Below are 22,024 nucleotides of genomic sequence, written 5' to 3'. Positions count from 1 at the left end.
TGAGGCCGTCATCGAGCGGCCGCGCGGGTGATCCCCGGAGCCAGGACGACGGCGAGATACGACAGGGCGACCCCGGCGATGCCCGCGGCGAAGGCCGCGTACCCGCCGAGCCACTCCCCCAGCGCGCCTCCGGCGAGCCCGCCCAGGGGCATCGCGCCCCACATGAGGAAGCGCATACTGGCGTTGACCCGGCCGAGCAGGCGTTCGGGGGTGATGCGCTGGCGGTGGCTGAGCTGGGCGATGTTGAACACCACTGCGGCGGCGCCGGCCAGGGCCGAGAAGACGGGGAAGGTCAGCAGTCGCCATCCCGGTCCGGTGGCCAGGGCCGGCAGGTAGAGCGCCATCGTCGCCAGGGCGGAACCATAGAGGGTCGGGCCGACTCCCCACCTGGCCGCCAGCCGGGCCGCCAGCGGCGCGCCGGCCAGGGCGCCGACGGCGGAGGCCGACAGCAGGAGACCGTAGGCGGTGGCGCCGACGCCCAGCTCCGCCACCAGATACAGCGGAGAGCCGACCGCGCCGGCGCCGAGCCCAAGCCTGGTGAGCGCCCCACCGATGGCGATCCGGCGCAGCACGGGGTCCCGGACGACGAAGGCGATCCCCTCGGCGACCTCCGATCGCCACCCCCGCCCGCGCTCCTCTGCCGGTCCCCGCCTCCCCTGGGCCCGCACCCCGGCGAGCAGGAGCCCCGACACGACGTAGCCGAGCGCGTCGGCGAGCAGGGCGAACGGCGCCGTCAGCGCGGTGACCAGCCAGCCGCCCAGCCCAGGCCCCACCAGCACGGACATCTGCCTGGTGACCTCCAACCGGCCGTTGGCGCGTTCGAGCCCCTCCTTGGGAACGATCGCCGGGAGGAAGCTCATCTGCGCCACGTCGAAGAACACCGTGCCCACGCCCAGCACCAGCGCGACGGCGTACAGGTGCGGCAACGTGAGCACGCCCAGCCAGGCGGCGGCGGGGACGGTCAGCAGCGCGACGCCTCTGGCGAGGTCGGCCCAGACGAGGATCGGACGGCGGCGTGCCCGGTCCACCCAGACGCCGGCCGGCAGCCCGATCACCAGGAACGCCACCATCTGGGCGGCCGACAGCAGGCCCAGCTCGAAGCCTCCGGCCTCCAGCGCGAGCAGGGCGGTCAGCGGCAGTGCGACGACCGTGACCTGCGTGCCCAGTTGGGTGACGCCGTTGGCCCAGGTGAACCGCCGGAAGTCGCCCCGCATACTCGGCGATCCTCGCGTGCTCGCCGGTCCGGGGCAAACGCTTTAGGCTGGTCTGCGTGCAGGCGACGGTACGCACCTTTGACGAGGCCACGCGGTCGGGCACGGTCTTCCTGGACGACGGGACCGTGCTGGAGTTCGGCACGTCGGCCTTCGACGCGGGCCCGCTGCGGCTGCTGCGCTCGGGGCAGCGGGTGAATCTGGCGATGTCGGGCGACGAGATCACCTACATCACGCTCTCGACGTTCCCGGTCCCGAACCCGTAGGTCCCCGGCCGTAGCCGGTCCCGGAAATGCGGACGCCCGGACCGCGGGGTCCGGGCGTGCTGGTCCGCTGGATCTACTTCTTCTTGCCGACTTTCCGCCCGCCCGCGTTCACCAGCTCCTTGAAATCAGAGCCGGGCCGGAACTTCGGCCCCCAGCTCTCCGGAACGTTGATTTCCGCGCCGGTCGACGGGTTCCTCGCCGTGCGGGCGGGCTTGTGCACCATCTCGAACGCGCCGAAGCCCGTGATCGAGACCTTGTCGCCGCTCGCCACGGCCTTCTGGACGGCGTCGATGACCGCGTTCACGGCCTCGGTGGCCGTCTTCCTGTCCCCCACCCGATCCGCGATGGCCTCGACGAGTTCTCGCTTGTTCATGAAAGTCCTGCTCCCCCAGTTATGGCTCGGGGTTCCAGCTCACGAGTTCAACGTAGAAACCCCTTACGCGCTTGAAAGTAGGCGGGATCGCGAAGGAACTCAATCACCGAGCGTGTTTTCGTCATTGCGTGGCGTGTCGAGTGCGCTCAAGAAGGCCTCGAGCCGGGCGGACGCCCTTTCCGGGTCACGCTTGGCCAGGTCACAGATGGCGAGATAGCGGCGGGCCAGCCGCGCCTTCTCGCTGGCGGGCAGCATGCGGACGCGGCGGTGCGCCTCGCGCAACCGCCGCGCCAGTTCGTCGTCTTCTAGACGGTCCTCGGCAGCCATGGCTGCCGACCATTCTCGTACGCCCCGACATCCTCGGCATGACGCAGGGTCAGCCCGATGTCATCGAGGCCTTCCATGAGCCGCCAGCGCGTGTAGTCGTCGATCTCGAAAGTCACGACCTCGTCCGCCCAGCGCACCTGGCGTTCGGCCAGGTCAACCGTGATCTCCAGCTTGGGGTCCGTCTCGACGGCCGACTGCAGGGCCTCGACCTTGTCGCCGGGCAGGATGACCGGCAGCAGGCCCATCTTGGTGGAGTTGTTGCGGAAGATGTCGCCGAAGCGGGCGGCGATGACGACCCGGAAACCGTACTGCTGCAGCGCCCAGACGGCGTGCTCGCGGGAGGAGCCGGTGCCGAAGTCGGGGCCGGAGACGAGGATCGTGCCGCCCTCGTAGGCGGGTTCGTTCAGAACGAACGTCGGGTCCTCGCGCCAGGCGGCGAACAGGCCCTTCTCGAAGCCGGTGCGGCTGACCTGCTTGAGCCAGACGGCCGGGATGATCTGGTCGGTGTCGACGTTGCTGCGGCGCAGCGGCACCGCCGTACCGGTGTGGGTGGTGAAAGCGTCCATCTGTCTGTTTCCTTACAGGTCGGCGGGAGCGGTCAGGCGGCCGGTGACGGCGGTCGCGGCGGCGACCTGCGGCGACACCAGGTGGGTACGGCCACCCTTGCCCTGGCGGCCCTCGAAGTTGCGGTTGGAGGTCGAGGCGCTGCGCTCGCCCGGCTGGAGGGTGTCGGGGTTCATGCCCAGGCACATGGAGCAGCCGGCCTCGCGCCACTCGGCGCCCGCGGCCTTGAATACCTCGTGCAGGCCCTCCTGCTCGGCCTGCAGCTTGACCAGCATCGAGCCGGGCACGATCAGCGTGCGGGTCTTCACCTGACGGCCGCGCAGGATCTCGGCGGCCGAGCGCAGGTCCTCGATGCGGCCGTTGGTGCACGAGCCGACGAACACCGTGTCGACCTCGATCTGGCGCAGCGGCGTGCCGGCGGTCAGGCCCATGTACTCCAGGGCCCGCTCGGCGGCCGAGCGCTCGACGGGGTCGGAGAAGCTCTCCGGCGACGGAACGGACGCGTCCAGCGGCAGGCCCTGGCCGGGGTTGGTGCCCCACGTGACGAAAGGCGTCAGCGTCGAGGCGTCGATCTCCACGACCTTGTCGAACACGGCGTCGTCGTCGGTGCGCAGCGTCTTCCAGTATTCGACGGCCTGGTCCCACGCCTCGCCCTCGGGCGCGTGCGGGCGGCCCTTGAGGTAGGCGAACGTGGTCTCGTCCGGCGCGATCATGCCGGCCCGGGCGCCGGCCTCGATCGACATGTTGCAGACCGTCATGCGGCCCTCCATGGAGAGCTTGCGCACGGCCTCACCGCGGTATTCGACGATGTAGCCCTGCCCGCCGCCGGTGCCGATCTTGGCGATGATGGCCAGGATCAGGTCCTTGGCGGTGACGCCGACGGGCAGCTCGCCAGAGACCTCGATGGCCATCGTCTTGGGCCGGTAGGCCGGCAGCGTCTGCGTGGCCAGCACGTGCTCGACCTCGGAGGTCCCGATGCCGAACGCGATGCCGCCGAACGCGCCGTGCGTCGAGGTGTGAGAGTCGCCACACACGATGGTCATGCCCGGCTGGGTCAGGCCGAACTGCGGGCCGATGATGTGCACCACGCCCTGCCCGGCGTCGCCCATCGGATGGAGCCTGATGCCGAACTCGGCCGCGTTCTTGCGCAGGGTCTCGACCTGGGTCTTGGACACCGGGTCGGAGATCGGGCCGAGCACGGTCGGCACGTTGTGGTCCTCGGTGGCGATCGTGAGATCGGGTCGTCGCACCTTCCGGCCGGCGAGACGGAGCCCGTCGAACGCCTGCGGACTGGTCACCTCGTGAATGAGGTGCAGGTCGATGTAGAGCAGGTCAGGTTCGCCCTCGGCACGCCTGACGACGTGTTGCTCCCAGACCTTCTCGGCCAGTGTGCGGCCCATGATCTCTCCTCCTTGAGAACTTCCCTCCGACTTGCTTTCTCATATGTCGAGACTGCAGTATCGGTGTATGGACAACTCTAGCGGAGTCGGAGTACTCGACAAGGCGGTTCTTGTACTCAATGCCCTCGAAGCGGGGCCCGCTTCACTGGCGCAGCTCGTCCAGGCCACCGGCCTGGCCCGCCCCACCGCCCACCGGTTGGCCGTCGCACTTGAGCACCACCGCATTGTGAGCCGTGACACACAGGGCCGATTCGTGCTCGGCCCGCGGCTGTCGGAGTTGTCCACAGCGGCCGGCGAGGACCGGCTGCTGGCGGTGGCCGCACCCGTGCTGATGCAGCTGAGGGATCTGACCGGGGAGAGTGCGCAACTTTACCGCCGCCAGGGCGATGAGCGGGTCTGCGTGGCGGCCGCCGAGCGGGCCAGCGGCCTGCGTGACACGGTTCCCGTGGGCTCGGCGCTGCCCATGACCGCCGGCTCCGCGGCCCAGATACTGCTGGCGTGGGAGGAGCCCGACCGGCTGCACCGCGGCCTGCGCGGCGCCAAGTTCACCGCCGCCACGCTGGCCTCCGTACGCCGCCGCGGGTGGGCCCACAGCGTCGGCGAGCGCGAGCAGGGCGTGGCCAGTGTTTCCGCCCCGATCAGGGGCAGCGGCGGGAAGGTGATCGCCGCGGTCTCCGTCTCCGGCCCCATAGAAAGGCTGACGCGGGCACCTGGACGGCTGCACGCGGTGCCCGTCATGGCCGCCGCCGAACGCATCACGGAGGCCATGCGTCGCACGTCATGATCAGCAAAAGCGCGTATTTGGGGAGCCGAGTGCCTCGGGAGCGCACTAGCCTGAGTGCGTGACCGATCGCATCGAGGTAGCCGCCACTGAGCTGCGACCCCTGCTCGAAGAGTTCATCATGTGGGCGCGTGCCAACGCGCCCGACAGCGACCCCGAGCTCGTGGGCCCTGCCGCACTGTGGCACCGTCTCGCCTTCTCGCAGGATCTCGGCACCTGGAAGCGGGCCGACCTGCGCATCCTGCTGCTCGACCGCATACCCAAGGTCGTGGAGGATCCCGACGCCGCCGCCGACGGGATGCTCCCGGCCGTGGACGCGTACCTGACGTTCCTCTCGCAGACCGGCAGGCTGACCAAGGGCTCGGACTCCCTCGCCGATCTGCAGGCCGAGCTCGATGACGTCGAGGACGAGTTCGTCGACCTCATGGAGGAGCTGCTGGAGGACGCCGAGGGCGACGACGAGGAAGACGAGAGCGGTGACCTCGGCGACTTCGAGCCGTTCGCCGACGAGCTCTCCGATCTCGACACGATCAGGCTGCGTCCCGACTCGGAGCTGGCCGCGGCCGCCCGCCAGGCGCCGCTGATCGCCAAGGCCCGCGACCTGGCCGTGTGGGTGGGGTCGGGGCGCCGGGTGGGCCAGGACACGCTCCTCAGCGACGCCGAGGTGGAGGAGGCGCTGAGGGTCGTCGGGTTGCCCAGGCCGGAGACCGACGGCCCGATCTCCGAGGCCGTCCCGCAGCTGTGGAACATCTGGAACCTGGCCGTCGACCTGGAGTTCCTGGAGCCGGGCGACGGCAACACGGTGGGTGTGCAGGACGACACCTCGGAGTGGCCGTTCGACGACGACGAGGACGTCCTCGACGCGTGGATGCTCGGGCTGCACTCGATCGACTACGGCGACCCGGAGCTCGAGGACGAGGATCTCACCATGGCCCTGGCGGGCCTGACCCGCGGCGTGCTGGTCAGGCTGCTGCTGGCGGGCGGCTCACGCGACATCGACGAGCTGGCGCAGGAGCTGTCCGAGGCCGCCGCCGAGCTCGACGAGGAGCTGGGCGCCGATGCGTGGGAGGCGGCGGACGACCCGCTGGCGCCCCCGATCGACTGGCTCGTGGGCTACGGCATGGCCGAGGTCCAGGGCCGGACACTCAGCCTCACGCCCCTCGGCACCGAAGGCGTCGTCCATCTGGTGGACGACGCCGACATCGAGCTGGACGCGCGGCCGGCGATAGAGTCCATGAGCGCCCACGAGCTGCTCGCGCTCAGCGCCGAGCTGCCCGAGGACGAGGCCGACGCGGAGTTCGCGGCCTGGATGCGGCTGCGCGAGCCGGGCAGGGCGGCCGAGGAGCTGCTGGAGGCGGCGGCGGAGGACGAGAGCGACGCGCTGATCAGGGTGCAGGCGGCCAGTGTGGTCGGCACCCTGGGGCAGGATGCGATCCCGGCCTGGCAGGCGGCGCTCAAACAGCCCTCGCTGCGGCCCTATGCGGCGACCCATCTGAGCCAGCTGGAGATCGAGGGGGCGCCGGAGCCGACGCAGGATGACACGCACTGGCTGATCCTGGACATGTGGACGATCTCGGCCGGGCTGGGGCGGTCGGAGTTCGTGAGCAGCCTGCAGGACATCGGGCCGGACCTGCTCAACGACCTGCTCGAGGTGATCTGGAAGATTCCGCACGCGCATGTGGAGGAGCTGCTGGATCTGATCGCCCAGGTGCATCCGGACAAGCAGGTCGCCAAGGCGGCCAGACGCGCCCTCTACAAGGCTCGCTCCGCCTGAGCGCGGCGCTGTTCAGCGCCGCTGCCGGATTCTGAGGCCCTCGCTGTTCGCGGCGGGGGCCTTTCGGTTCGCGTGAGACTTTCGGTTCCCGTGAGAATCGTCACCTGGCGGGAAAAGCAAAACGCTCCGGGGCCATGAGCACCGGAGCGGAGAAGCAGACGTAGTCCCGACCGGATTCGAACCGGCGCTACCGCCTTGAGAGGGCGGCGTCCTGGGCCACTAGACGACGGGACCTTCGCGGGCTTGTGACAAGTGGTAGTCCCGACCGGATTCGAACCGGCGCTACCGCCTTGAGAGGGCGGCGTCCTGGGCCACTAGACGACGGGACCTTCGCGGGCTTGTGACAAGTGGTAGTCCCGACCGGATTCGAACCGGCGCTACCGCCTTGAGAGGGCGGCGTCCTGGGCCACTAGACGACGGGACCCTGTCCACAAGCTCGTGTGCCGGGGACTCCCCCGGCGACGCAGGTAACTCTACCGCACCCCGCAGACCACAACCAAACCGCTTATCCGGCCATCAGATCCGGTCTGTGACGGCGGATCCGGCTGGTGATGGCGGGCAGCCGTCAGCGGGCGTCTGCCGGGCGAAACCGGCTCCGTTGTGGCGGATGTCGAGAAGAGGGAGTTCGCCGGTGTACGAGAGCGTGAGGGCCGTTCCGAAGCCTCTGGCGTACTCGGTGACGTTCGCGAGGGCGAAATGAAAAACGGACGTCTCCTTGGGAGACATCCGTTCACTGCTGGGGTACCAGGACTCGAACCTAGACTAACTGAACCAGAATCAGTCGTGCTGCCAATTACACCATACCCCACCGCTGCGAACCCCTAGAGGAGCGCTTGGGCGACGTCCGAAAGAATAGCCCAGCTCGGGGGGTAAGACCAAAACGATTCGCGGACGGACCTTGTGCCGCGCACGGAAGCGGCCGTGACGTGCCAAGCTGAGGGGGACAAAACACCACGTGGAGGAGCCCGAGCGTTGGCCGAGAATCCGTTCTTCGCCCCAAGCACCCTGCCGTATGAGCTGCCGCCCTTCGCCGACATCCGTGAGGAGCACTACCTGCCTGCCTTCCGGCGCGGCATGGCCGAGCAGCTGGCCGAGGTCGACGCGATCGCGGGCAGCACAGAGCCACCGACCTTCGACAACACGATCGCCGCGCTCGAGCGGTCGGGGCTGATCCTCGACCGCACGGCCAAGGTCTTCTTCAGCATCGCCGCGTCCAACACCAGCGACGGCATCATGGAGATCGAGAAGGAGATCTCGCCGGAGCTGACCAGGCACGCCGACGCGATCCACCTCAACCGGGCGCTGTGGGCCCGCATCAAGCAGGTCGCCACGGAGGACCCGGAGGAGGCCTGGCTGCTGGAGAAATACCGCGACGACTTCATCAGGGCCGGCGCCGACCTGTCGGAGTCCGAGCAGGACCGGCTGCGCGGGCTCAACGAGGAGCTGTCGAAGCTCTCCACGACCTTCGCGCAGAGCCTGCTGAAGGCCTCGACGGAGTCGGCGCTGGTGGTCGAGGACCCCAAGGAGCTCGACGGGTTCGACGAGGCCAGGATCGAGTCGCTGCGCAAGGACGACGGCACCTACGTCCTGCCGCTGCTCAACTTCACCGCCCAGCCGGGTTTGGCCCAGCTGACGAACCGCGACGTGCGCCGCAGGCTCTACGAGCTGAGCGTCGGCAGGGCCCAAGGCAACTTCGAGGTGGCCGCCACGATGGCGACATTGCGGGCCGAGCGGGCGGCGCTGCTCGGGTTCCCCAGCCATGCCGCGTACTCGGTGGCCGACCAGACGGCCAAGACCGTCGAGGCGGTCGAGGAGATGCTCGGCCAGCTCGTCGGGCCGGCCGTGCGCAACGCCAAGCGGGAGGCCGAGGAGCTGACCGAACAGGCCGGGTTCGACATCGAGCCGTGGGACTGGCCCTACTACTCGGAGAAGGTGCGCGAGGCGCGCTACGACTTCGACGCCGACACGATGCGCCCCTACTTCGAGCTCAACCGCGTCTACCGGGACGGGGTCTTCTTCGCGGCCGGCAAGCTGTACGGGATCACCTTCACCGGGCGGCCCGACCTTGGTGGATATCACCCGGATGTGACGGTGTTCGAGGTGTTCGAGGAGGACGGGAGCCGGCTGGGGCTGTTCGTGCTCGACCCGTACGCCAGGTCGACCAAGCGCGGCGGGGCGTGGATGAACAACCTGGTCGACCAGTCCCTCCTGTTCGGGCTGCGGCCCGTGGTGATGAACAACCTCAACGTCACCAAGCCGGCCTCGGGGCCGACGCTGCTGACGTACGACGAGGTGAACACGGCCTTCCACGAGTTCGGGCACGCGCTGCACGGATTGTTCTCCCAGGTGCGCTTCCCGCGCGTGTCCGGCACCAGCGTGCCGCGGGACTTCGTCGAATACCCCTCACAGGTCAACGAGATGTGGGTGACCTGGCCGGAGGTCCTGGCCAGCTACGCCAAGCACCACGAGACGGGCGAGCCGATGCCGGCCGAGCTGGTGGAGAAGCTGCAGGCGGCCGAGAAGTTCAACCAGGGTTTCAAGACCGTCGAATACCTGGCCGCCACGCTGCTCGACTGGGCCTGGCACAAGCTGGCCCCCGGCGAGACGGTGGCCGACGCCGAGGCGTTCGAGGCGGCGGCGCTGGAGACGGCCCAGATCGCCGTGCCACAGGTCAGGCCTCGCTACCGGACCAACTACTTCGCGCACATCTTCTCCGGCGGCTACAGCGCCGGCTACTACTCCTACATCTGGAGCGAGGTGCTGGATGCGGAGAGCGTGGAGTGGTTCAAGGACAACGGCGGCCTGACCAGGGCGAACGGCGATCACTTCCGCCGTGAGCTGCTCTCTCGCGGCGGAAGCCTCGATCCGCTGACCGCCTTCCGCAACTTCCGGGGGCGGGAGCCGAGCATCGATCCGCTGCTCAAACGCCGCGGTCTGGACTGAAAACCGCGGCATGTTCGGCGGCCCACTGCGCGAACGTGCGCGGTGGGCGCCCCGTGATCTGCTCGACGGTGGGCGTGATCTGGTAGGCGTCCTCGGGCACGTTGCCGAAGACCTCGATCTGGAACTCGATCATCTCCTCGGGGACGCCCTCGGCCCGGTAACGCTCGCGCGTCTCATCCACCGTGAGCTCGACGAAGGCGATCTCCTTGCCGATCGCCTTCGACAGGGTCGCCGCCTTGGCCGGCATGTCGAGCAGCTCAGGGCCGGTGAGGCCGTAGGAGTGGCCCGCGTGCCCGTCCTCCGCCAGCACGGTGGCGATCACGGCGCCGATGTCGGCCTCGTGCACCATCGCGGTCTTCGTCGCGCCGAAGGGCTCCTCGATCACGGCCCTCGTCCGGACGGACTCCGCCCACACGAGGGCGTTCGCCATGAACTCGGTCGGCTGGACGTAGGTCCACGACAGATCGCTCGCGGTCACGGCGGGCTCCAGCGTCCCCTGCGACCAGCCGCTGAGCAGCGTCACCCGGCGCACGCCGGCCTCGGCGATCAGCTGGACGATCTCCTTGCCGTTGGGGAGCGGCGCGTAGCCGGACCCGCCGACGTCGATGAGGTGCACGCCCTCGACGCCCTGGAGCGCGGGGACGAGCGTCTCGGCGCGGCTGAGGTCGCCCTGGACGACCTCCACCTGCTCGGGCAATCGTGCTCGGCCCGGGTCGCGGGTGAGCGCCCTCACCCGCTGCCCCGCGCGTACGAGATGGTCGACGACATGCCTGCCCACGGAACCCGTCGCTCCGGTCACCAAATAGGTCATGCCGGAGACGGTAGAAACCGTCGCGGCAGACTACGTGCCTGAATGGAGCCGCGTCAGGGCGGCGCGCAGCCGGTCCACGGTCCGCTCACGGCCGAGCACCTCGATCGACTCGAACAGCGGCAGACCCACCGTGCGGCCGGTGACCGCCACACGCACCGGGGCCTGGGCCTTGCCGAGCTTGAGCCCGTGGGCGCCGCCGACCTCCTCCAGGGCCTCCTTGAGCGACTCCGGGTCCCAGCTCACGGTCTCCAGACGCTCGAGGTAGCCGGTGATGATCTCCACGGGGGAGTTTTTCATCGCCTTGTCCCAGGACGCCTGCTCGAAGACCGGCTCCTCGAGGAAGAGGAAGTCGATGTTCTGCCGGATCTCCGACAACACCGCGAGGCGGGTCTGGGCCAGGACCGCGACCTTGCTGAACAGCTCGCGGTCCCAGGACGGGTCGAGGTAGGACGCGCAGCGCTCCTCGAACGTCTCCAGCGGGAGCGCCCGGATGTATTCGCCGTTGAACGCGCGCAGCTTCTTCTCGTCGAAGAACGCGCTGGCGGAGTTGACGTCCTCCAGCCGGAACAGCGGCACCATCTCCGACCACGGCATGATCTCGCGGTCCTCGCCGGGGCCCCAGCCGAGCAGCATCAGGTAGTTGACCATGGCCTCGGCCAGGTAGCCCTCCGCGCGGTAGTCCTCCAGCGCCACCTTGTCGCGGCGCTTGGACAACTTTTTGCGCTGCTCGTTGACGATCACCGGCAGGTGTGCCCAGACCGGCGGCGTCGCGCCCAGCGCCGGCCACAACAGCATCTGCTTGGCCGCGTTGCCCAGGTGCTCCTCGCCGCGGACGACGTGGGTGATGTTCTGGGTGATGTCGTCGACCGCGTTGGCCAGCACGTAGAGCGGCGAGCCGTCGCTGCGGGCGATGACGAAGTCCTCCTGCGCCTCGTTGGGGAACTCCACGTTGCCGCGGACCAGGTCCGCCACCACCGTCACGCCCTCGTCGGGAGTGCGGAAGCGCACCGCGCCCTCGGTCAGGCCGCGGTCGCGGCAGTAGCCGTCGTAGCCCTTGTGCTCGGAGCCGGTGCGGGCGACGAGCACATCGCGCGTGCAGTCGCAGTAGTAGGCCCTGCCGTCGGCCAGCAGCTTCGCCACCGCCTCGCGGTGCTGCGGCTCGTAGGCCGACTGGAAGTAGGGGCCCTCGAACACCGGGTTGGAGCCGTTGATGCCGATCCAGTCCAGCGCGGAGATGATGCCCTCGGTCCACTCCGGACGGTTGCGTGACGCGTCGGTGTCCTCGATGCGCAGCACGAACCGGCCGCCGGACTGCTCGGCCAGCGCCCAGTTGAACAGCGCCGTGCGGGCGCCGCCGACGTGGAACATGCCGGTTGGGGACGGGGCGAAACGCACCCGTAGATCAGTCACGGGAGACCACCTTGTTCGTGAGTGTGCCGATGCCTTCGATGCCGACGCTGACCTCGTCGTCGATCTGGAGCGGGCCGACACCTGCCGGGGTGCCGGTCAGGATGACGTCGCCGGGGATCAGCGTCATGACCGCGCTGACGTAGGCCACCAGCGCGGGGATGTCATGGATGAGCTGGCTGGTGCGGCCGCTCTGGCGCACCTCGCCGTTGACCGTGGTCGTCAGCGCCAGGTCGCTCGCGTCCAGGTCGGTCTGGATCCACGGCCCGAGCGGGCAGAACGTGTCGAACCCCTTGGCCCGGGTGAACTGCACGTCCTTCTTCTGCAGATCGCGGGCGGTGACGTCGTTGGCACAGGTGTAGCCGAAAATGACGTCCTTGACCCGCTCGACCGGGACCTCGCGGCAGAGCCTGCCGATCACCACGGCCAGCTCGCCTTCGTAGTCGACGCGGTCGGACATCGACGTGGGATAGGCGATGTTCTCGCCGTGGCCGATCACCGAGGTGGACGGCTTCATGAAGATGAGCGGCTCCTCGGGCACCTCGTTGCCCATCTCGCGCGCGTGCTCGGCGTAGTTTCTGCCGATGGCGATCACCTTGCTCGGCAGCATCGGAGCCAGCAGCTTCACCTGGCTGAGCGGGAACCGATCGCCGGTGAACTGCACCTGACCGAACGGATGGCCGGCGACCGTGGACACGATCTCCTCGCCCGGACCGCCTTCGACCACGCCGAACGACACGCCTTCGCCTGTGGAGAACCTCGCTATACGCACCCGATAAGGCTATCGCCGCTGCCACAGGGGTCCGCCCACTCGACACCCGACGAGTCATGAGCCGTCCATTTATGCGGCTGGAGTCCGTCGTGCGGAGCATCACCCGGATAGCTGCGGTTAGCTGTCAGGGCATGAACAACGTCCAGTGGACGCCGCTGATCGGCATGGCCGTCGGCATCGTTCTCGGGGTGGTCGGCGCCTTCGGCGGCCTCGGCGCGTTCCTGCTCGTGCTCGGGCTCGGCTCGATCGGCTTCGTGGCCGGGCGGGTCGCCGCGACGGGCGAGGTGAACGTGTTGGGCCTGTCCCTGAGGCGCAAATGATCCGCGTTAGCCTGGAGCCCTCAGCTGTGCCGTATGGGAGGGGTTCCCCTTGTCCGTCGTGAAGATCAACGTGCTGACCGTGCCCGCCGACTTGCGGGAAGAGCTCGAAAAGCGCTTCTCCAAGCGGGCCGGGATGGTGGAGTCGGCCGACGGGTTCGAGTGGTTCGAGCTGCTCAGGCCCGTGGAGGGCACCGAGCGCTACCTCGTCTACACCCGCTGGCGCAGCGAGGAGGACTTCCAGAAGTGGCAGTCGAGCCAGGCATTCGCCCGCGGGCATGCCCAGGCCGCCGCCTCCGCCGCCGCCCAGGGTCAGGGCCCTGCGGCCTCGGGCTCCGAGGTGTGGACCTTCGAAGTCGCCGAGACCGCGGGCCCCAAGGCCTAGTGCTCTAGGCGTCCAGCGGGTTGCGCGCGATGCGGTCGAGGACGCCGCCTGCCACGAACCGGCCGGCGATGCTCTCGGGCTTGCGCGCGCCCTGCTCGGAGATGCACACGGCGAACTCCTTGGCGATCTCCAGCCGCGGATAACGCTCCAGCACCTCCCGCCGCACTTCGGCGGGGATCTCGTCGGTACGGCGGCCGGAGATGTCCATGCCGGTGGACAGCTCCAGCAGGTGCCCCTCGGGATCCTCCGCCACCGGCACCTCGTCCCACATGTGCCGGATGATCACCTCGGCCGCGCGTGACCTGCGCTCGGGCGACCACCCGGCCCCGGCGGCGAAGGCCCAGGCCACGTGCCCGCCCGCCTCCTCAAAGGGCACCGTGTGGCTGTCGAACTCGGCGACCAGTCCGAGGTCGTGCAGCATGGCCGACACGTAGAGCAACTCGGCGTCGAACGCGATGTCGTTGTCCTGCGCGTACGCGGCCGCCCACAGGTAGGCGCGGATCGAGTGGTTGAGCAGCGACGGCGAATGGTAGCGGCCGGCCAGTTCGAGCGCGCCGCGGCAGGCGGGCGTGTCGGGAATCACAAGGTCGTCGAATCTCACGGAAACAAGCATGCCAGTGGGGCATCGCGCAGTTAACGAATCGGGCACGCAGCTTGACCAGTTGATCGTAATCCGGACAGCATGTTCCGCCGTCCTTATTTGCTCGGGAGCTCCGCTCCCTTATCCATATTTTTGTCCCGAAAGGAACTGGCGTGCGCCGGCTCGCGATACCTCTTGCCCTCATGCTCGCCCTCGGCGGGCTCGTGAGCCCTGCACAAGCCGACGACAAGGTGACGCGTACCGCGCAGTGCCAGGGCGACTGGCTGCCCGGCACGCCGACGGCCGACGACGTCATGCGGGGCGAGCTCTCGCTGGTGGGCCTGCCCGCCTACAAGCTCGGCAAGAAGATCAACTGGGATGCGAGCCCGTACAAGAACCGCTCCTGGGAGTTCGTCTTCCAGTCGCTGCGCTGGATGGGCACGCTGGTCGTCGAGTACGAGAACACCGGCGAGCGCAGCTACCTCGACCGCGCCGAGGAGATCGCCAAGGACTGGGTGGCCAACAACAAGTACGGCGCCCGCGGCACCCAGCCGTACGTGTGGAAGGACCACCCGGTCTCCCTGCGCACTCAGCCGCTGTTGTGCCTGAGCATGCACGTCAAGGAGGGCTGGCTGAAGGACAGCCTGGCCGCGCACGCCAAGCTCCTGTCGGACTCGCGCCTGTACAAGAAGGGCCACAACCACGGCATCGACCAGGACATCGCGCTCATGGGCATCGGCTGCAGGTACGGCCGCAAGGACTGGGCGGACCTGGCCTCCAGGCGCCTGACCGGCACGGTGGCGATCGACGTGGACGCGCAGGGCGCGCTGATGGAGCAGGCGCCGCGGTACGCGGTCTACGTCTACAGCCGGCTCCAGTTCGCGATGACCGTCATGAAGTCCTGCGACCGCAAGGTGCCCGGCACGATCGCCTCGCGGACCGAGGCGCTGAAGGACTTCATCGCCCACGCGACCATGCCGAACGGCTACATGGCGCCCCTCGGGGACGGCAGCGCGGAGACCGAGCCGAAGATGGAGACCGGCACGCCGAAGCAGGAGGTCAAGGCGTACCGGGCGGGTTACGTGTTCGGCCGGACCGCCTGGGGCAAGCCCGACTCGGCGTACTACTCGATCAGGTTCGGGCCCGGCCTGAAGTTCCACGGGCACGAGGATCACCTGGGCGTCACGTACTACGCGCAGGGCCGCGACATCCTCGTCGACGGCGGCTTCCACTCCTACGAGAAGAGCTCCTACCGCTACTGGACGATGTCGCCTGAGGCGCACAACGTCCCCACCGTGGTCGGAGCCCGCTTCAGGCCGCGCACGTCCTCCAAGCTCACGGAGTCGAAGTACGGCTCGGACCGGCAGGCCTTCCGGCTCACCGACCAGGCCTACGGGGTGAGCCGGACCCGGTCCGTGCTGGTGAACCACGGCGAGGACGTGATGGCCGTGCTGGACACGGCCTCCGGCGGCAAGAAGGTCAGAAACGTGTGGCGCTTCGACCCCTCGCTGAAGGTGGTCTCCAACGGCGGCGGCAAGGTGGTGCTGGAGGACGGCAAGTTCAAGGTCACGCTGCTGCAGTTCTCCGCCTCCTGCGACCGGGTCGGCGGGCAGAAGGTGGAGCGCGGCGGCAAGCTCGGCTGGGTGTCGCCGACCTACCTGTCGAAGAAGCCGACCAACGTGGTCGTGTCCCCGGCGGCCGCGTCCCTGCTGACGGTGATCGTGCCCGGCGCCGAGTCGCCCAAGGTGTCGTGCTCGGGCGGGAAGGTCACGGTCGACGGTGTGTCGTTCCCTGCCGACCTGTTCTAGCGGCGGCCGGCACGCCGGCCGCCTGCGGGGCTCTCAGCAGTCGCGGCCGGCACGCAGCAGGCCGTACGTGACCGCCTGCTCCAGTGCTTGCCAGGAGGCGTCGATGATGTTCTCGGCGACGCCGACGGTGGCCCATTCGCCCGTGTCGTCGCTGGAGGTGATCAGGACGCGGGTGATGGCGTCGGTGCCGTGCGTGTCCTCCAGTATGCGGACCTTGAAGTCGACCAGCTCCAGCCTGGCCAGCTCGGGGTAGAGCTGCTCCAGCGCCAGGCGGACGGCCTTGTCCAGGGCGTTGACGGGGCCGTTGCCCTCGCCGGTGGCCACGATGCGCTCGCCCTTGGCGTGCACCTTGACGGTGGCCTCGCTGACCAACTCGCCGCCCTTGGTCCGCTCGACGATGACCCGCCAGGACTCCACGTCGAAGTGGCGCTTGCGCTCCCCGGCCACGGTGTCACGCAACAGCAGCTCGAAGGAGGCGTCCGCGGCCTCGAACGTGAAGCCCTTGGACTCCAGGTCCTTGACCCGCTCGACCAGCGTCTTGGTGTGCTCGGGCGTCAGCTCGTAGCCCAGCTCGCGGCCCTTGAGCTCGACCGAGGCGCGGCCTGCCATGTCGGAGACCAGCATGCGCATGTCGTTGCCGACGGCGGCCGGGTCGATGTGCTGGTAGAGGTTGGGGTCGACCTTGATCGCGCTGGCGTGCAGGCCGGCCTTGTGGGCGAAGGCGGACATGCCGACGTAGGGCGCGTGGGAGTTGGGGGTGACGTTGGTGACCTCGGTGATGGCGTGCGCGATGCGGGTCATGTCGGCGAGCGCGGCCGCCGGCACCAGGTCGAATCCCCGCTTGAGCTGCAGGTTGGCGACGACGGTGAAGAGGTTGGCGTTGCCGGAGCGCTCGCCGTAGCCGTTGGCGCAGCCCTGCACGTGGGTGGCGCCCGCCTTGACGGCGGCCAGCGTGTTGGCGACCGCGCAGCCGGTGTCGTCGTGGCAGTGGATGCCGACGCGGGCGCCGGCCTGAACGGCCTCGTTGACGATGTCGGCCAGCTCGTCGGGGAGCATGCCGCCATTGGTGTCGCACAGGGCGATGACGTCGGCTCCGGCCTCGGCGGCCGTCCTGAGGACCTCCAGCGCGTAGGCTGGATTGGACTTGTAACCGTCGAAGAAGTGCTCGGCGTCGAGGAAGACCCGCTGGCCCTCCGCACGAAGGTGAGAGACCGTGTCGCGGATCATCGCGAGGTTCTCCTGGAGAGTCGTGCGGAGGGCCAGCTCCACGTGCCGGTCGTGACTCTTGGCGACAAGGGTCACGACCGGCGCGCCGGATTCGCGCAAAGCGGCCACCAAAGGGTCATCGGCTGCCTTCACACCGGCCCGGCGGGTCGCGCCGAACGCGGCGAGTTGCGCATGCTTCAGGTCGAGCTCTGTTTGAGCGCGCCTGAAGAACTCGGTGTCCTTGGGGTTGGCGCCGGGCCAGCCCCCCTCAATGAAGCCGACGCCCAGCCCGTCCAGGTGACGCGCGACGGCGAGCTTGTCGGCGACGGTCAGGTTGAGCCCCTCCTGCTGCGCGCCGTCTCGCAGGGTCGTGTCGTATACGTGGAAGCGGTCGTCGGCCATGAGCCTCTCTTTTCGTGAAAACAAAAAGACCCCTCACGGACGTGAGAGGTCTGCGCGCTGGCGTTGTCCCTGTGTCAGCCAGCGCGCCTGTCGATAATGAGCAGACCGTAGAACATGGTGTCACCCAGTGTGCCATAGCGATTCACCACTTGGCACACCGGTCTCATCTTGTGGGATCTCCGGGTCACACCTCTACGCCCGTGCCCCCGGTGATGGCCTTTTCGAGCGCGGTGGCGTCGAACGCCTCGTCGCCGAGCAACTGCCCGTCCAGGACCAGGGTCGGCGTGCCCTCCAGCCGGATCGTGGCGGTCTGCTCCAGGTGCGCCTTCGCGTACGACTGCGAGGTCACGCACTCGTCGACCGCCGCGCCTGCCTTCCTGGCCGCCTTGACCAGCTCCTCGACGGTGAACCCTGACGCCTCGCCGTGCGGCGCGGGCTGGATGGCGTACAGCTCGTCACGGAAGGCCAGCCAGTTCGCCTCGGGAACGCAGCGGGCGGCCGCGGCGGCGCGGACGGAGTTGGAGCGCATGGGCTCGTCCTGGAAGATCGTCACCGGGTGGAAGACGACCTTGACCTTGCCCTCGCGCGCCAGCCGCTGGATCGTGGCGTCGACCTTGGCATGCATGTCCTTGCACACCGGGCAGTCGTAGTCCTCGTACACGTCCAGCACAGGGGCGTCGCTCGACCTGTCCGCCATCACCATGGAGCCGTCCGCCTGCCTGCTCAGCTGCACGCCATCGGACGACGTGCCCGGCTGGGCAAACCACAACACGGACAGAACCACGCAGGCCAGTACGACCGCCGCAAACCGCTTCATCACTTGCGAGACCCTATCGTGGCCTTATGAAGGCAGACCTCATCACTCCCGCCGTCGCGCGGTATGTCCTTGAGCACTCCACCAAGCCCGATCCCCTGCTGGAGGAGCTGACCAAGGAGACCATGGAGGTCACGGGCGGCTCCGCGGTCATGCAGATCTCCCCTGACCAGGGCCTTTTCCTCACGATGATCACCCAGCTGATGGCGCCTGAGGTGGCCGTGGAGGTGGGGACGTTCACCGGCTATTCGTCCCTGTGCATCGCCCGTGGGCTGTCGGGCGGCCGGCTGCACTGCTTCGACGTGAGCGAGAAGTGGACGTCGATCGCGCGCCGCTATTGGGCGGAGGGCGGCGTGGCCGACCGGGTGACGCTCACGCTGGGGCCGGCCATGGAGACGCTGGCCGCCTTCGACCAGACCGTCGACCTCGCCTTCCTGGACGCCGACAAGGGCAACTACCCCGGCTACTACGAGTTGCTGATCGAGCGCATGCGGCCCGGCGGGCTGCTGATCGCGGACAACACGCTGCGCGGCGGGCACGTGGCCGATCCCGCCCACGACGAGGTCACGACCGTGGAGATCCGGGAGTTCAACGACCTGGTGATCGAGGACCCCCGGGTCACCGTGCTCGTGCTGCCGGTCGCGGACGGGATGACGCTGATCAGAAAGAAGTGACGGACTAACCGATCTTGTGGACCCAGTTGTGGGCGTCGGGGCGGGCGCCATACTGGATGCCGACCAGCTCCTCACGCACCCGCATCGTCACCGGCCCGGGGGCGCCGTCGGCGACGGTCCAGGCGCGGTCGGCGCCCTTCACCGAGCCCACCGGGGTGACCACGGCGGCCGTCCCGCAGGCGAAGACCTCCGTCAGCTCGCCGGACTCGCAGCCGGACTGCCATTCCTCGACCGAGATGAGCCGCTCCTCGGTCTCCAGGCCGAGGTCACCGGCCAGCTCCAGGATGGAGTCCCTGGTGATGCCGGGCAGCAGGGTGCCGGTCAGCGCGGGGGTGACGAGCTTGTTGCCGAAGACGAAGAACAGGTTCATGCCGCCCATTTCCTCGACGTACTGGTGCGCGCCCGCGTCCAGCCACACCACCTGGTCGCAGCCGTTCGCCACCGCCTGCCGCTGGGCGACGAACGCCGCCGCGTAGTTGCCGCCGCACTTGGCGAAACCGGTGCCGCCGGGCGCCGCGCGGGTGTATTCGGTGGACAGCCAGACCGAGACGGGCTTGATGCCGCCCGTGAAGTAGGAGGCCGCCGGCGAGGCGATCGCCATGTACTTGTACGTCTTCGACGGATAGTTGACCCCGAGTCCCGCCTGCGTGGCGATCATGAAGGGCCGCAGGTAGAGGCTGTGCCCCTCGGTGGTGGGCACCCACTCCTTGTCGGTCTCGACGAGTAGCTCGAGCGACTCGACGAACGTCTCCTCGGGCAGCGCGGGCATGGCCATGCGGGCGGCCGAGCGGTTGAACCTGGCGGCGTTCGCGTACGGGCGGAACATCACGATCGAGCCGGTGACCTGGCGATAGGCCTTGAGCCCCTCGAACAGCTCCTGCGCGTAGTGGAAGACCGAGGTGGCCGGGTCGAGAGAGAGCGGTCCGTACGGCATGAGCCTGGCGTCGTGCCAGCCCTGGCCCTCGGTGTAGTCGATCGAGACCATGTGATCGGTGAAGATCTGCCCGAATCCCGGGTCCGCCAGCACCTGCTCGCGCTCTGCCGCGGTGCGAGCGTGGTCGGATAGCTGCACGTCGAAGCTGAGCTTCGGAGCGATGGTCATGACGACGGTCCTTCTCTCTGCGAATCTGCGAAATCTACCGAATCCTGCGGACCTACGGATCCGCGAGGGCGATGGCAGCACTGCCCGAGGGCAGCTCGTACTTCCTATTGTCTCGCCATATGGGATGGCAAGCGGCTGATGGGGTGGTTTCAACCGTTTGGACATGAAAAAGCGCCTGGCAGCCCTTCTCGGACCGCCAGGCGCGTTCGAACTAGGCGGCCCTAGCCGGATACTCGCGCGGTGATGGCGTCGCCGATCTCCTGCGTGCTGCGGCCCGCCCATCCGGCCGGCCGCTCCAGGATGTCGTCGGCGACCGCCTGCTCGACCTTCGCCGCCTCGTTGTGCAGGCCGAGGTGGTCGAGGAGCATGGCGACCGACAGGATGGTCGCGGTCGGGTCGGCCTTGCCCTGCCCGGCGATGTCGGGCGCGCTGCCGTGCACCGGCTCGAACATGCTGGGTGCGGTGCGCTCGGGGTTGATGTTGCCGCTGGCGGCCAGGCCGATGCCGCCGGCGATGGCCGCGCCGAGGTCGGTGATGATGTCGCCGAACAGGTTGTCGGTGACGACCACGTCGAACCGCTCCGGCTGGCTCACGAAGAACATCGAGGCTGCGTCGATGTGGCAGTAGTCGGTCGTGACCTCGGAGTATTCCTCCGCCAGCCGGTTGACCGTGCGCTGCCACAGGTCGCCCGCGTAGGTGAGGACGTTGGTCTTGTGGACGAGCGTGAGCTTCTTGCGCGGGCGCGTCTTGGCCTTCTCGAACGCGTAACGCACCACGCGCTCGACGCCGTAGGCGGTGTTGAGCGACTCCTGGGTGGCGATCTCATGGGGCGTGCCGCGCCGCATGGCGCCGCCGGTGCCCGCGTAGAGGCCCTCGGTGCCCTCCCGGACGACGATCATGTCGATGTCCTCGGCAGCCGTGTCGGCCAGCGGGGTCCGGACGCCGGGGAACAGCTTGACCGGCCGCAGGTTGACGTAGTGGTCGAACGCGAACCGGAGGCGCAGCAGCAGGTCGCGCTCGAGGATGCCCGGCGGCACGCTGGGGTCGCCCACGGCGCCGAGCAGGATCGCGTCGTAACCGCGCAGCTCCTCGAGCACCGAGTCCGGCAGTGTCTCGCCGGTGCGGTGGTAGCGTGCTGCCCCCAGGTCGTAGTGGGTGGGCTCGATCTTCGTGCCGACGGCCTCCAGGACTTTGAGTCCTTCGGCCACGACCTCGGTGCCGATGCCATCCCCGGGGATGACGGCCAAGCGGATATTACGCGACTCCATGGCGGTTACCTTACCGGCTCGTCTCGACTGACGAACACATCATCTCACTCTTCGGACAGGCTTTCGTGGCCTACCGCGGGTGCATGCCCGAGAAGGTGCACCTCACCGAGGAGCCTCGCGCACTGCGCCGGCCGTGGCGCTCAGTGCCCGCTTCATGGACCGGTGGGCCACCGAGTTCCTGGCCGCGCATCCCGGCGCCACGGTGCTGCACCTGGGCTGCGGGCTCGACACCCGATTCCACCGGCTGGCCCCGCCGCCGACCGTGCGCTGGTACGACGTCGACTATCCGGAGGTCGTCGAGCTGCGCCGGCGGCTGTTCCCCGAGCCGCCGGGCTACACCATGATCGGCTCGTCGGTCACCGAGCTGACCTGGCTCGACCAGATCCCCGCCGACCGGCCTGTGCTGGTCGTCGCCGATGGCCTGTTCTACTATCTCGATCCCGGCGAGGGCCGGGCGCTGCTGCGGGCGATCGTGGAGCATCGAGGGCCCGGCCGACCTGGCAGCGATCCACCCGAAGCTGCGCTGTCTGGACGCGACGAGCGCGTTCGACATCGACGGGTTCGACCGTCTGTCGACGCCACATCGCATCGTGACCCGGATCGTCGAGCTCGTGCCGGGGATGAAGCGGACGGCGGTGTTCTACCGGCTGGAATTCTGAGGCGCGCCGCCGTTGTCCCTGCGGTCCAGGGCGGTCTGCACGGCCTCCGCGGCCTCGTCGGCGTATTCCTCGGCACGGTTCCAGGCATCCATCTCGTACATGTCTCTCATCTCGTTTCGCGGGCGCGTTCCAAAAGGACTTCGGATTCCGGTCGCGAACCCGACCGGGCCTGATCTCGTC

22 protein-coding genes and 4 tRNA genes are annotated in these 22,024 nt (G+C 68.7%); 9 read left to right on the top strand and 17 right to left on the bottom strand.

The genetic code is table 11. The annotated features are described in order from the left end of the window. Positions 1 to 8: 8 nt before the first annotated feature. On the bottom strand, positions 9 to 1,214 hold the full coding sequence (locus tag OHA25_RS21225; RefSeq protein ID WP_327589242.1) for an MFS transporter: 1,206 nt from the start codon (positions 1,212 to 1,214) through the stop codon (positions 9 to 11). Positions 1,215 to 1,270: 56 nt separating this feature from the next. On the opposite strand from OHA25_RS21225, the gene OHA25_RS21220 reads away from it, so the two are divergent. Beyond that, positions 1,271 to 1,477 (top strand): hypothetical protein, encoded by a 207-nt coding sequence (locus OHA25_RS21220; protein ID WP_305916624.1) that lies wholly within the window; start codon positions 1,271 to 1,273, stop codon positions 1,475 to 1,477. Between the two features lie 73 nt (positions 1,478 to 1,550). Here OHA25_RS21220 and OHA25_RS21215 read toward each other — a convergent pair whose 3' ends face one another. From OHA25_RS21215 to leuC, 4 genes are all read right to left on the bottom strand, one after another. Then, the gene (locus tag OHA25_RS21215; protein WP_305916625.1) at positions 1,551 to 1,850 is read right to left on the bottom strand and encodes an HU family DNA-binding protein; all 300 of its coding nucleotides are present in this window, start codon (positions 1,848 to 1,850) and stop codon (positions 1,551 to 1,553) included. 99 nt (positions 1,851 to 1,949) lie between these two features. Then, complete coding sequence (locus OHA25_RS21210) at positions 1,950 to 2,177, bottom strand: hypothetical protein (RefSeq protein ID WP_327589241.1); 228 nt, start codon at positions 2,175 to 2,177, stop codon at positions 1,950 to 1,952. Further along, the gene (gene leuD / locus OHA25_RS21205; RefSeq protein WP_327589240.1) at positions 2,156 to 2,743 is read right to left on the bottom strand and encodes a 3-isopropylmalate dehydratase small subunit; all 588 of its coding nucleotides are present in this window, start codon (positions 2,741 to 2,743) and stop codon (positions 2,156 to 2,158) included. The genes OHA25_RS21210 and leuD overlap by 22 nt, the downstream gene beginning before the upstream one ends. A gap of 12 nt (positions 2,744 to 2,755) precedes the next feature. After that, the gene (gene leuC / locus OHA25_RS21200) at positions 2,756 to 4,141 is read right to left on the bottom strand and encodes a 3-isopropylmalate dehydratase large subunit (RefSeq protein ID WP_327589239.1); all 1,386 of its coding nucleotides are present in this window, start codon (positions 4,139 to 4,141) and stop codon (positions 2,756 to 2,758) included. Positions 4,142 to 4,208: 67 nt separating this feature from the next. On the opposite strand from leuC, the gene OHA25_RS21195 reads away from it, so the two are divergent. Together OHA25_RS21195 and OHA25_RS21190 are read left to right on the top strand one after the other, a co-directional pair. Beyond that, positions 4,209 to 4,925, top strand: a complete 717-nt coding sequence (locus OHA25_RS21195) for an IclR family transcriptional regulator (RefSeq protein WP_043618626.1) — start codon at positions 4,209 to 4,211, stop codon at positions 4,923 to 4,925. A 58-nt stretch (positions 4,926 to 4,983) separates the two neighbouring features. Beyond that, the gene (locus tag OHA25_RS21190) at positions 4,984 to 6,696 is read left to right on the top strand and encodes a hypothetical protein (RefSeq protein ID WP_327589238.1); all 1,713 of its coding nucleotides are present in this window, start codon (positions 4,984 to 4,986) and stop codon (positions 6,694 to 6,696) included. A 161-nt stretch (positions 6,697 to 6,857) separates the two neighbouring features. Here OHA25_RS21190 and OHA25_RS21185 read toward each other — a convergent pair. From OHA25_RS21185 to OHA25_RS21170, 4 genes are all read right to left on the bottom strand, one after another. Beyond that, positions 6,858 to 6,930, bottom strand: a tRNA-Glu gene (locus OHA25_RS21185). 19 nt (positions 6,931 to 6,949) lie between these two features. Beyond that, positions 6,950 to 7,025 (bottom strand) — tRNA-Glu (locus tag OHA25_RS21180). 19 nt (positions 7,026 to 7,044) lie between these two features. Next, positions 7,045 to 7,120: transfer RNA gene (locus OHA25_RS21175), tRNA-Glu, on the bottom strand. Positions 7,121 to 7,432: 312 nt separating this feature from the next. Then, positions 7,433 to 7,504 (bottom strand) — tRNA-Gln (locus OHA25_RS21170). 164 nt (positions 7,505 to 7,668) lie between these two features. Between OHA25_RS21170 and OHA25_RS21165 the strand changes: the two genes are divergently transcribed. Continuing rightward, positions 7,669 to 9,639: a M3 family metallopeptidase gene (locus tag OHA25_RS21165; RefSeq protein ID WP_327589237.1), complete on the top strand. Its 1,971-nt coding sequence runs from the start codon at positions 7,669 to 7,671 to the stop codon at positions 9,637 to 9,639. On the opposite strand, the gene OHA25_RS21160 is transcribed toward OHA25_RS21165, so the two are convergent. Genes OHA25_RS21160 through OHA25_RS21150 form a run of 3 tightly spaced genes read right to left on the bottom strand, consistent with a single transcriptional unit; the run spans position 9,617 to position 12,629 of the window. Beyond that, positions 9,617 to 10,450, bottom strand: a complete 834-nt coding sequence (locus tag OHA25_RS21160; RefSeq protein WP_327589236.1) for an NmrA family NAD(P)-binding protein — start codon at positions 10,448 to 10,450, stop codon at positions 9,617 to 9,619. The genes OHA25_RS21165 and OHA25_RS21160 overlap by 23 nt on opposite strands. Before the next feature lie 30 nt (positions 10,451 to 10,480). Then, positions 10,481 to 11,818 (bottom strand): glutamate--tRNA ligase, encoded by a 1,338-nt coding sequence (gene gltX / locus OHA25_RS21155; RefSeq protein ID WP_442942200.1) that lies wholly within the window; start codon positions 11,816 to 11,818, stop codon positions 10,481 to 10,483. Positions 11,819 to 11,852: 34 nt separating this feature from the next. Next, positions 11,853 to 12,629, bottom strand: coding sequence for a fumarylacetoacetate hydrolase family protein (locus OHA25_RS21150; protein ID WP_305916633.1), 777 nt, complete (start codon positions 12,627 to 12,629; stop codon positions 11,853 to 11,855). Positions 12,630 to 12,760: 131 nt separating this feature from the next. Here OHA25_RS21150 and OHA25_RS21145 point away from each other — a divergent pair, with 131 nt between their 5' ends. Both OHA25_RS21145 and OHA25_RS21140 read left to right on the top strand, forming a co-directional pair. Next, on the top strand, positions 12,761 to 12,949 hold the full coding sequence (locus OHA25_RS21145; protein ID WP_327589234.1) for a hypothetical protein: 189 nt from the start codon (positions 12,761 to 12,763) through the stop codon (positions 12,947 to 12,949). Between the two features lie 49 nt (positions 12,950 to 12,998). Then, positions 12,999 to 13,331 (top strand): antibiotic biosynthesis monooxygenase family protein, encoded by a 333-nt coding sequence (locus tag OHA25_RS21140; protein ID WP_327589233.1) that lies wholly within the window; start codon positions 12,999 to 13,001, stop codon positions 13,329 to 13,331. 4 nt (positions 13,332 to 13,335) lie between these two features. Here the strand turns inward: OHA25_RS21140 and OHA25_RS21135 are convergent, their stop codons facing one another. Then, positions 13,336 to 13,932, bottom strand: a complete 597-nt coding sequence (locus OHA25_RS21135; protein ID WP_327589232.1) for an HD domain-containing protein — start codon at positions 13,930 to 13,932, stop codon at positions 13,336 to 13,338. 152 nt (positions 13,933 to 14,084) lie between these two features. On the opposite strand from OHA25_RS21135, the gene OHA25_RS21130 reads away from it, so the two are divergent. Continuing rightward, entirely contained in the window at positions 14,085 to 15,719 is a 1,635-nt protein-coding gene (locus tag OHA25_RS21130) for a heparinase II/III domain-containing protein (protein ID WP_327589231.1), read from the top strand. 33 nt (positions 15,720 to 15,752) lie between these two features. Here the strand turns inward: OHA25_RS21130 and cimA are convergent, their stop codons facing one another. Together cimA and OHA25_RS21120 are read right to left on the bottom strand one after the other, a co-directional pair. Next, complete coding sequence (gene cimA, locus OHA25_RS21125; RefSeq protein WP_327589230.1) at positions 15,753 to 17,327, bottom strand: citramalate synthase; 1,575 nt, start codon at positions 17,325 to 17,327, stop codon at positions 15,753 to 15,755. Between the two features lie 184 nt (positions 17,328 to 17,511). Continuing rightward, positions 17,512 to 18,144 carry a DsbA family protein gene (locus OHA25_RS21120; protein ID WP_327591023.1) on the bottom strand — a complete coding sequence of 211 codons (633 nt, stop codon included), beginning with the start codon at positions 18,142 to 18,144 and terminating at the stop codon, positions 17,512 to 17,514. A 26-nt stretch (positions 18,145 to 18,170) separates the two neighbouring features. On the opposite strand from OHA25_RS21120, the gene OHA25_RS21115 reads away from it, so the two are divergent. Further along, on the top strand, positions 18,171 to 18,815 hold the full coding sequence (locus tag OHA25_RS21115) for an O-methyltransferase (protein ID WP_327589229.1): 645 nt from the start codon (positions 18,171 to 18,173) through the stop codon (positions 18,813 to 18,815). A 4-nt stretch (positions 18,816 to 18,819) separates the two neighbouring features. Here the strand turns inward: OHA25_RS21115 and OHA25_RS21110 are convergent, their stop codons facing one another. Both OHA25_RS21110 and OHA25_RS21105 read right to left on the bottom strand, forming a co-directional pair. Further along, positions 18,820 to 19,917, bottom strand: a complete 1,098-nt coding sequence (locus OHA25_RS21110) for a branched-chain amino acid aminotransferase (protein WP_327589228.1) — start codon at positions 19,915 to 19,917, stop codon at positions 18,820 to 18,822. Positions 19,918 to 20,138: 221 nt separating this feature from the next. Continuing rightward, on the bottom strand, positions 20,139 to 21,185 hold the full coding sequence (locus tag OHA25_RS21105) for a 3-isopropylmalate dehydrogenase (RefSeq protein ID WP_327589227.1): 1,047 nt from the start codon (positions 21,183 to 21,185) through the stop codon (positions 20,139 to 20,141). A 79-nt stretch (positions 21,186 to 21,264) separates the two neighbouring features. Here OHA25_RS21105 and OHA25_RS21100 point away from each other — a divergent pair, with 79 nt between their 5' ends. Continuing rightward, positions 21,265 to 22,017 (top strand): class I SAM-dependent methyltransferase, encoded by a 753-nt coding sequence (locus tag OHA25_RS21100; protein ID WP_327589226.1) that lies wholly within the window; start codon positions 21,265 to 21,267, stop codon positions 22,015 to 22,017. Positions 22,018 to 22,024 lie beyond the last annotated feature (7 nt).

Source organism: Nonomuraea sp. NBC_00507 (assembly GCF_036013525.1).
Lineage (GTDB): Bacteria > Actinomycetota > Actinomycetes > Streptosporangiales > Streptosporangiaceae > Nonomuraea.
Note: the sequence above shows the minus strand (reverse complement) of the source record. Positions and strands in the feature narration are given on the sequence as shown.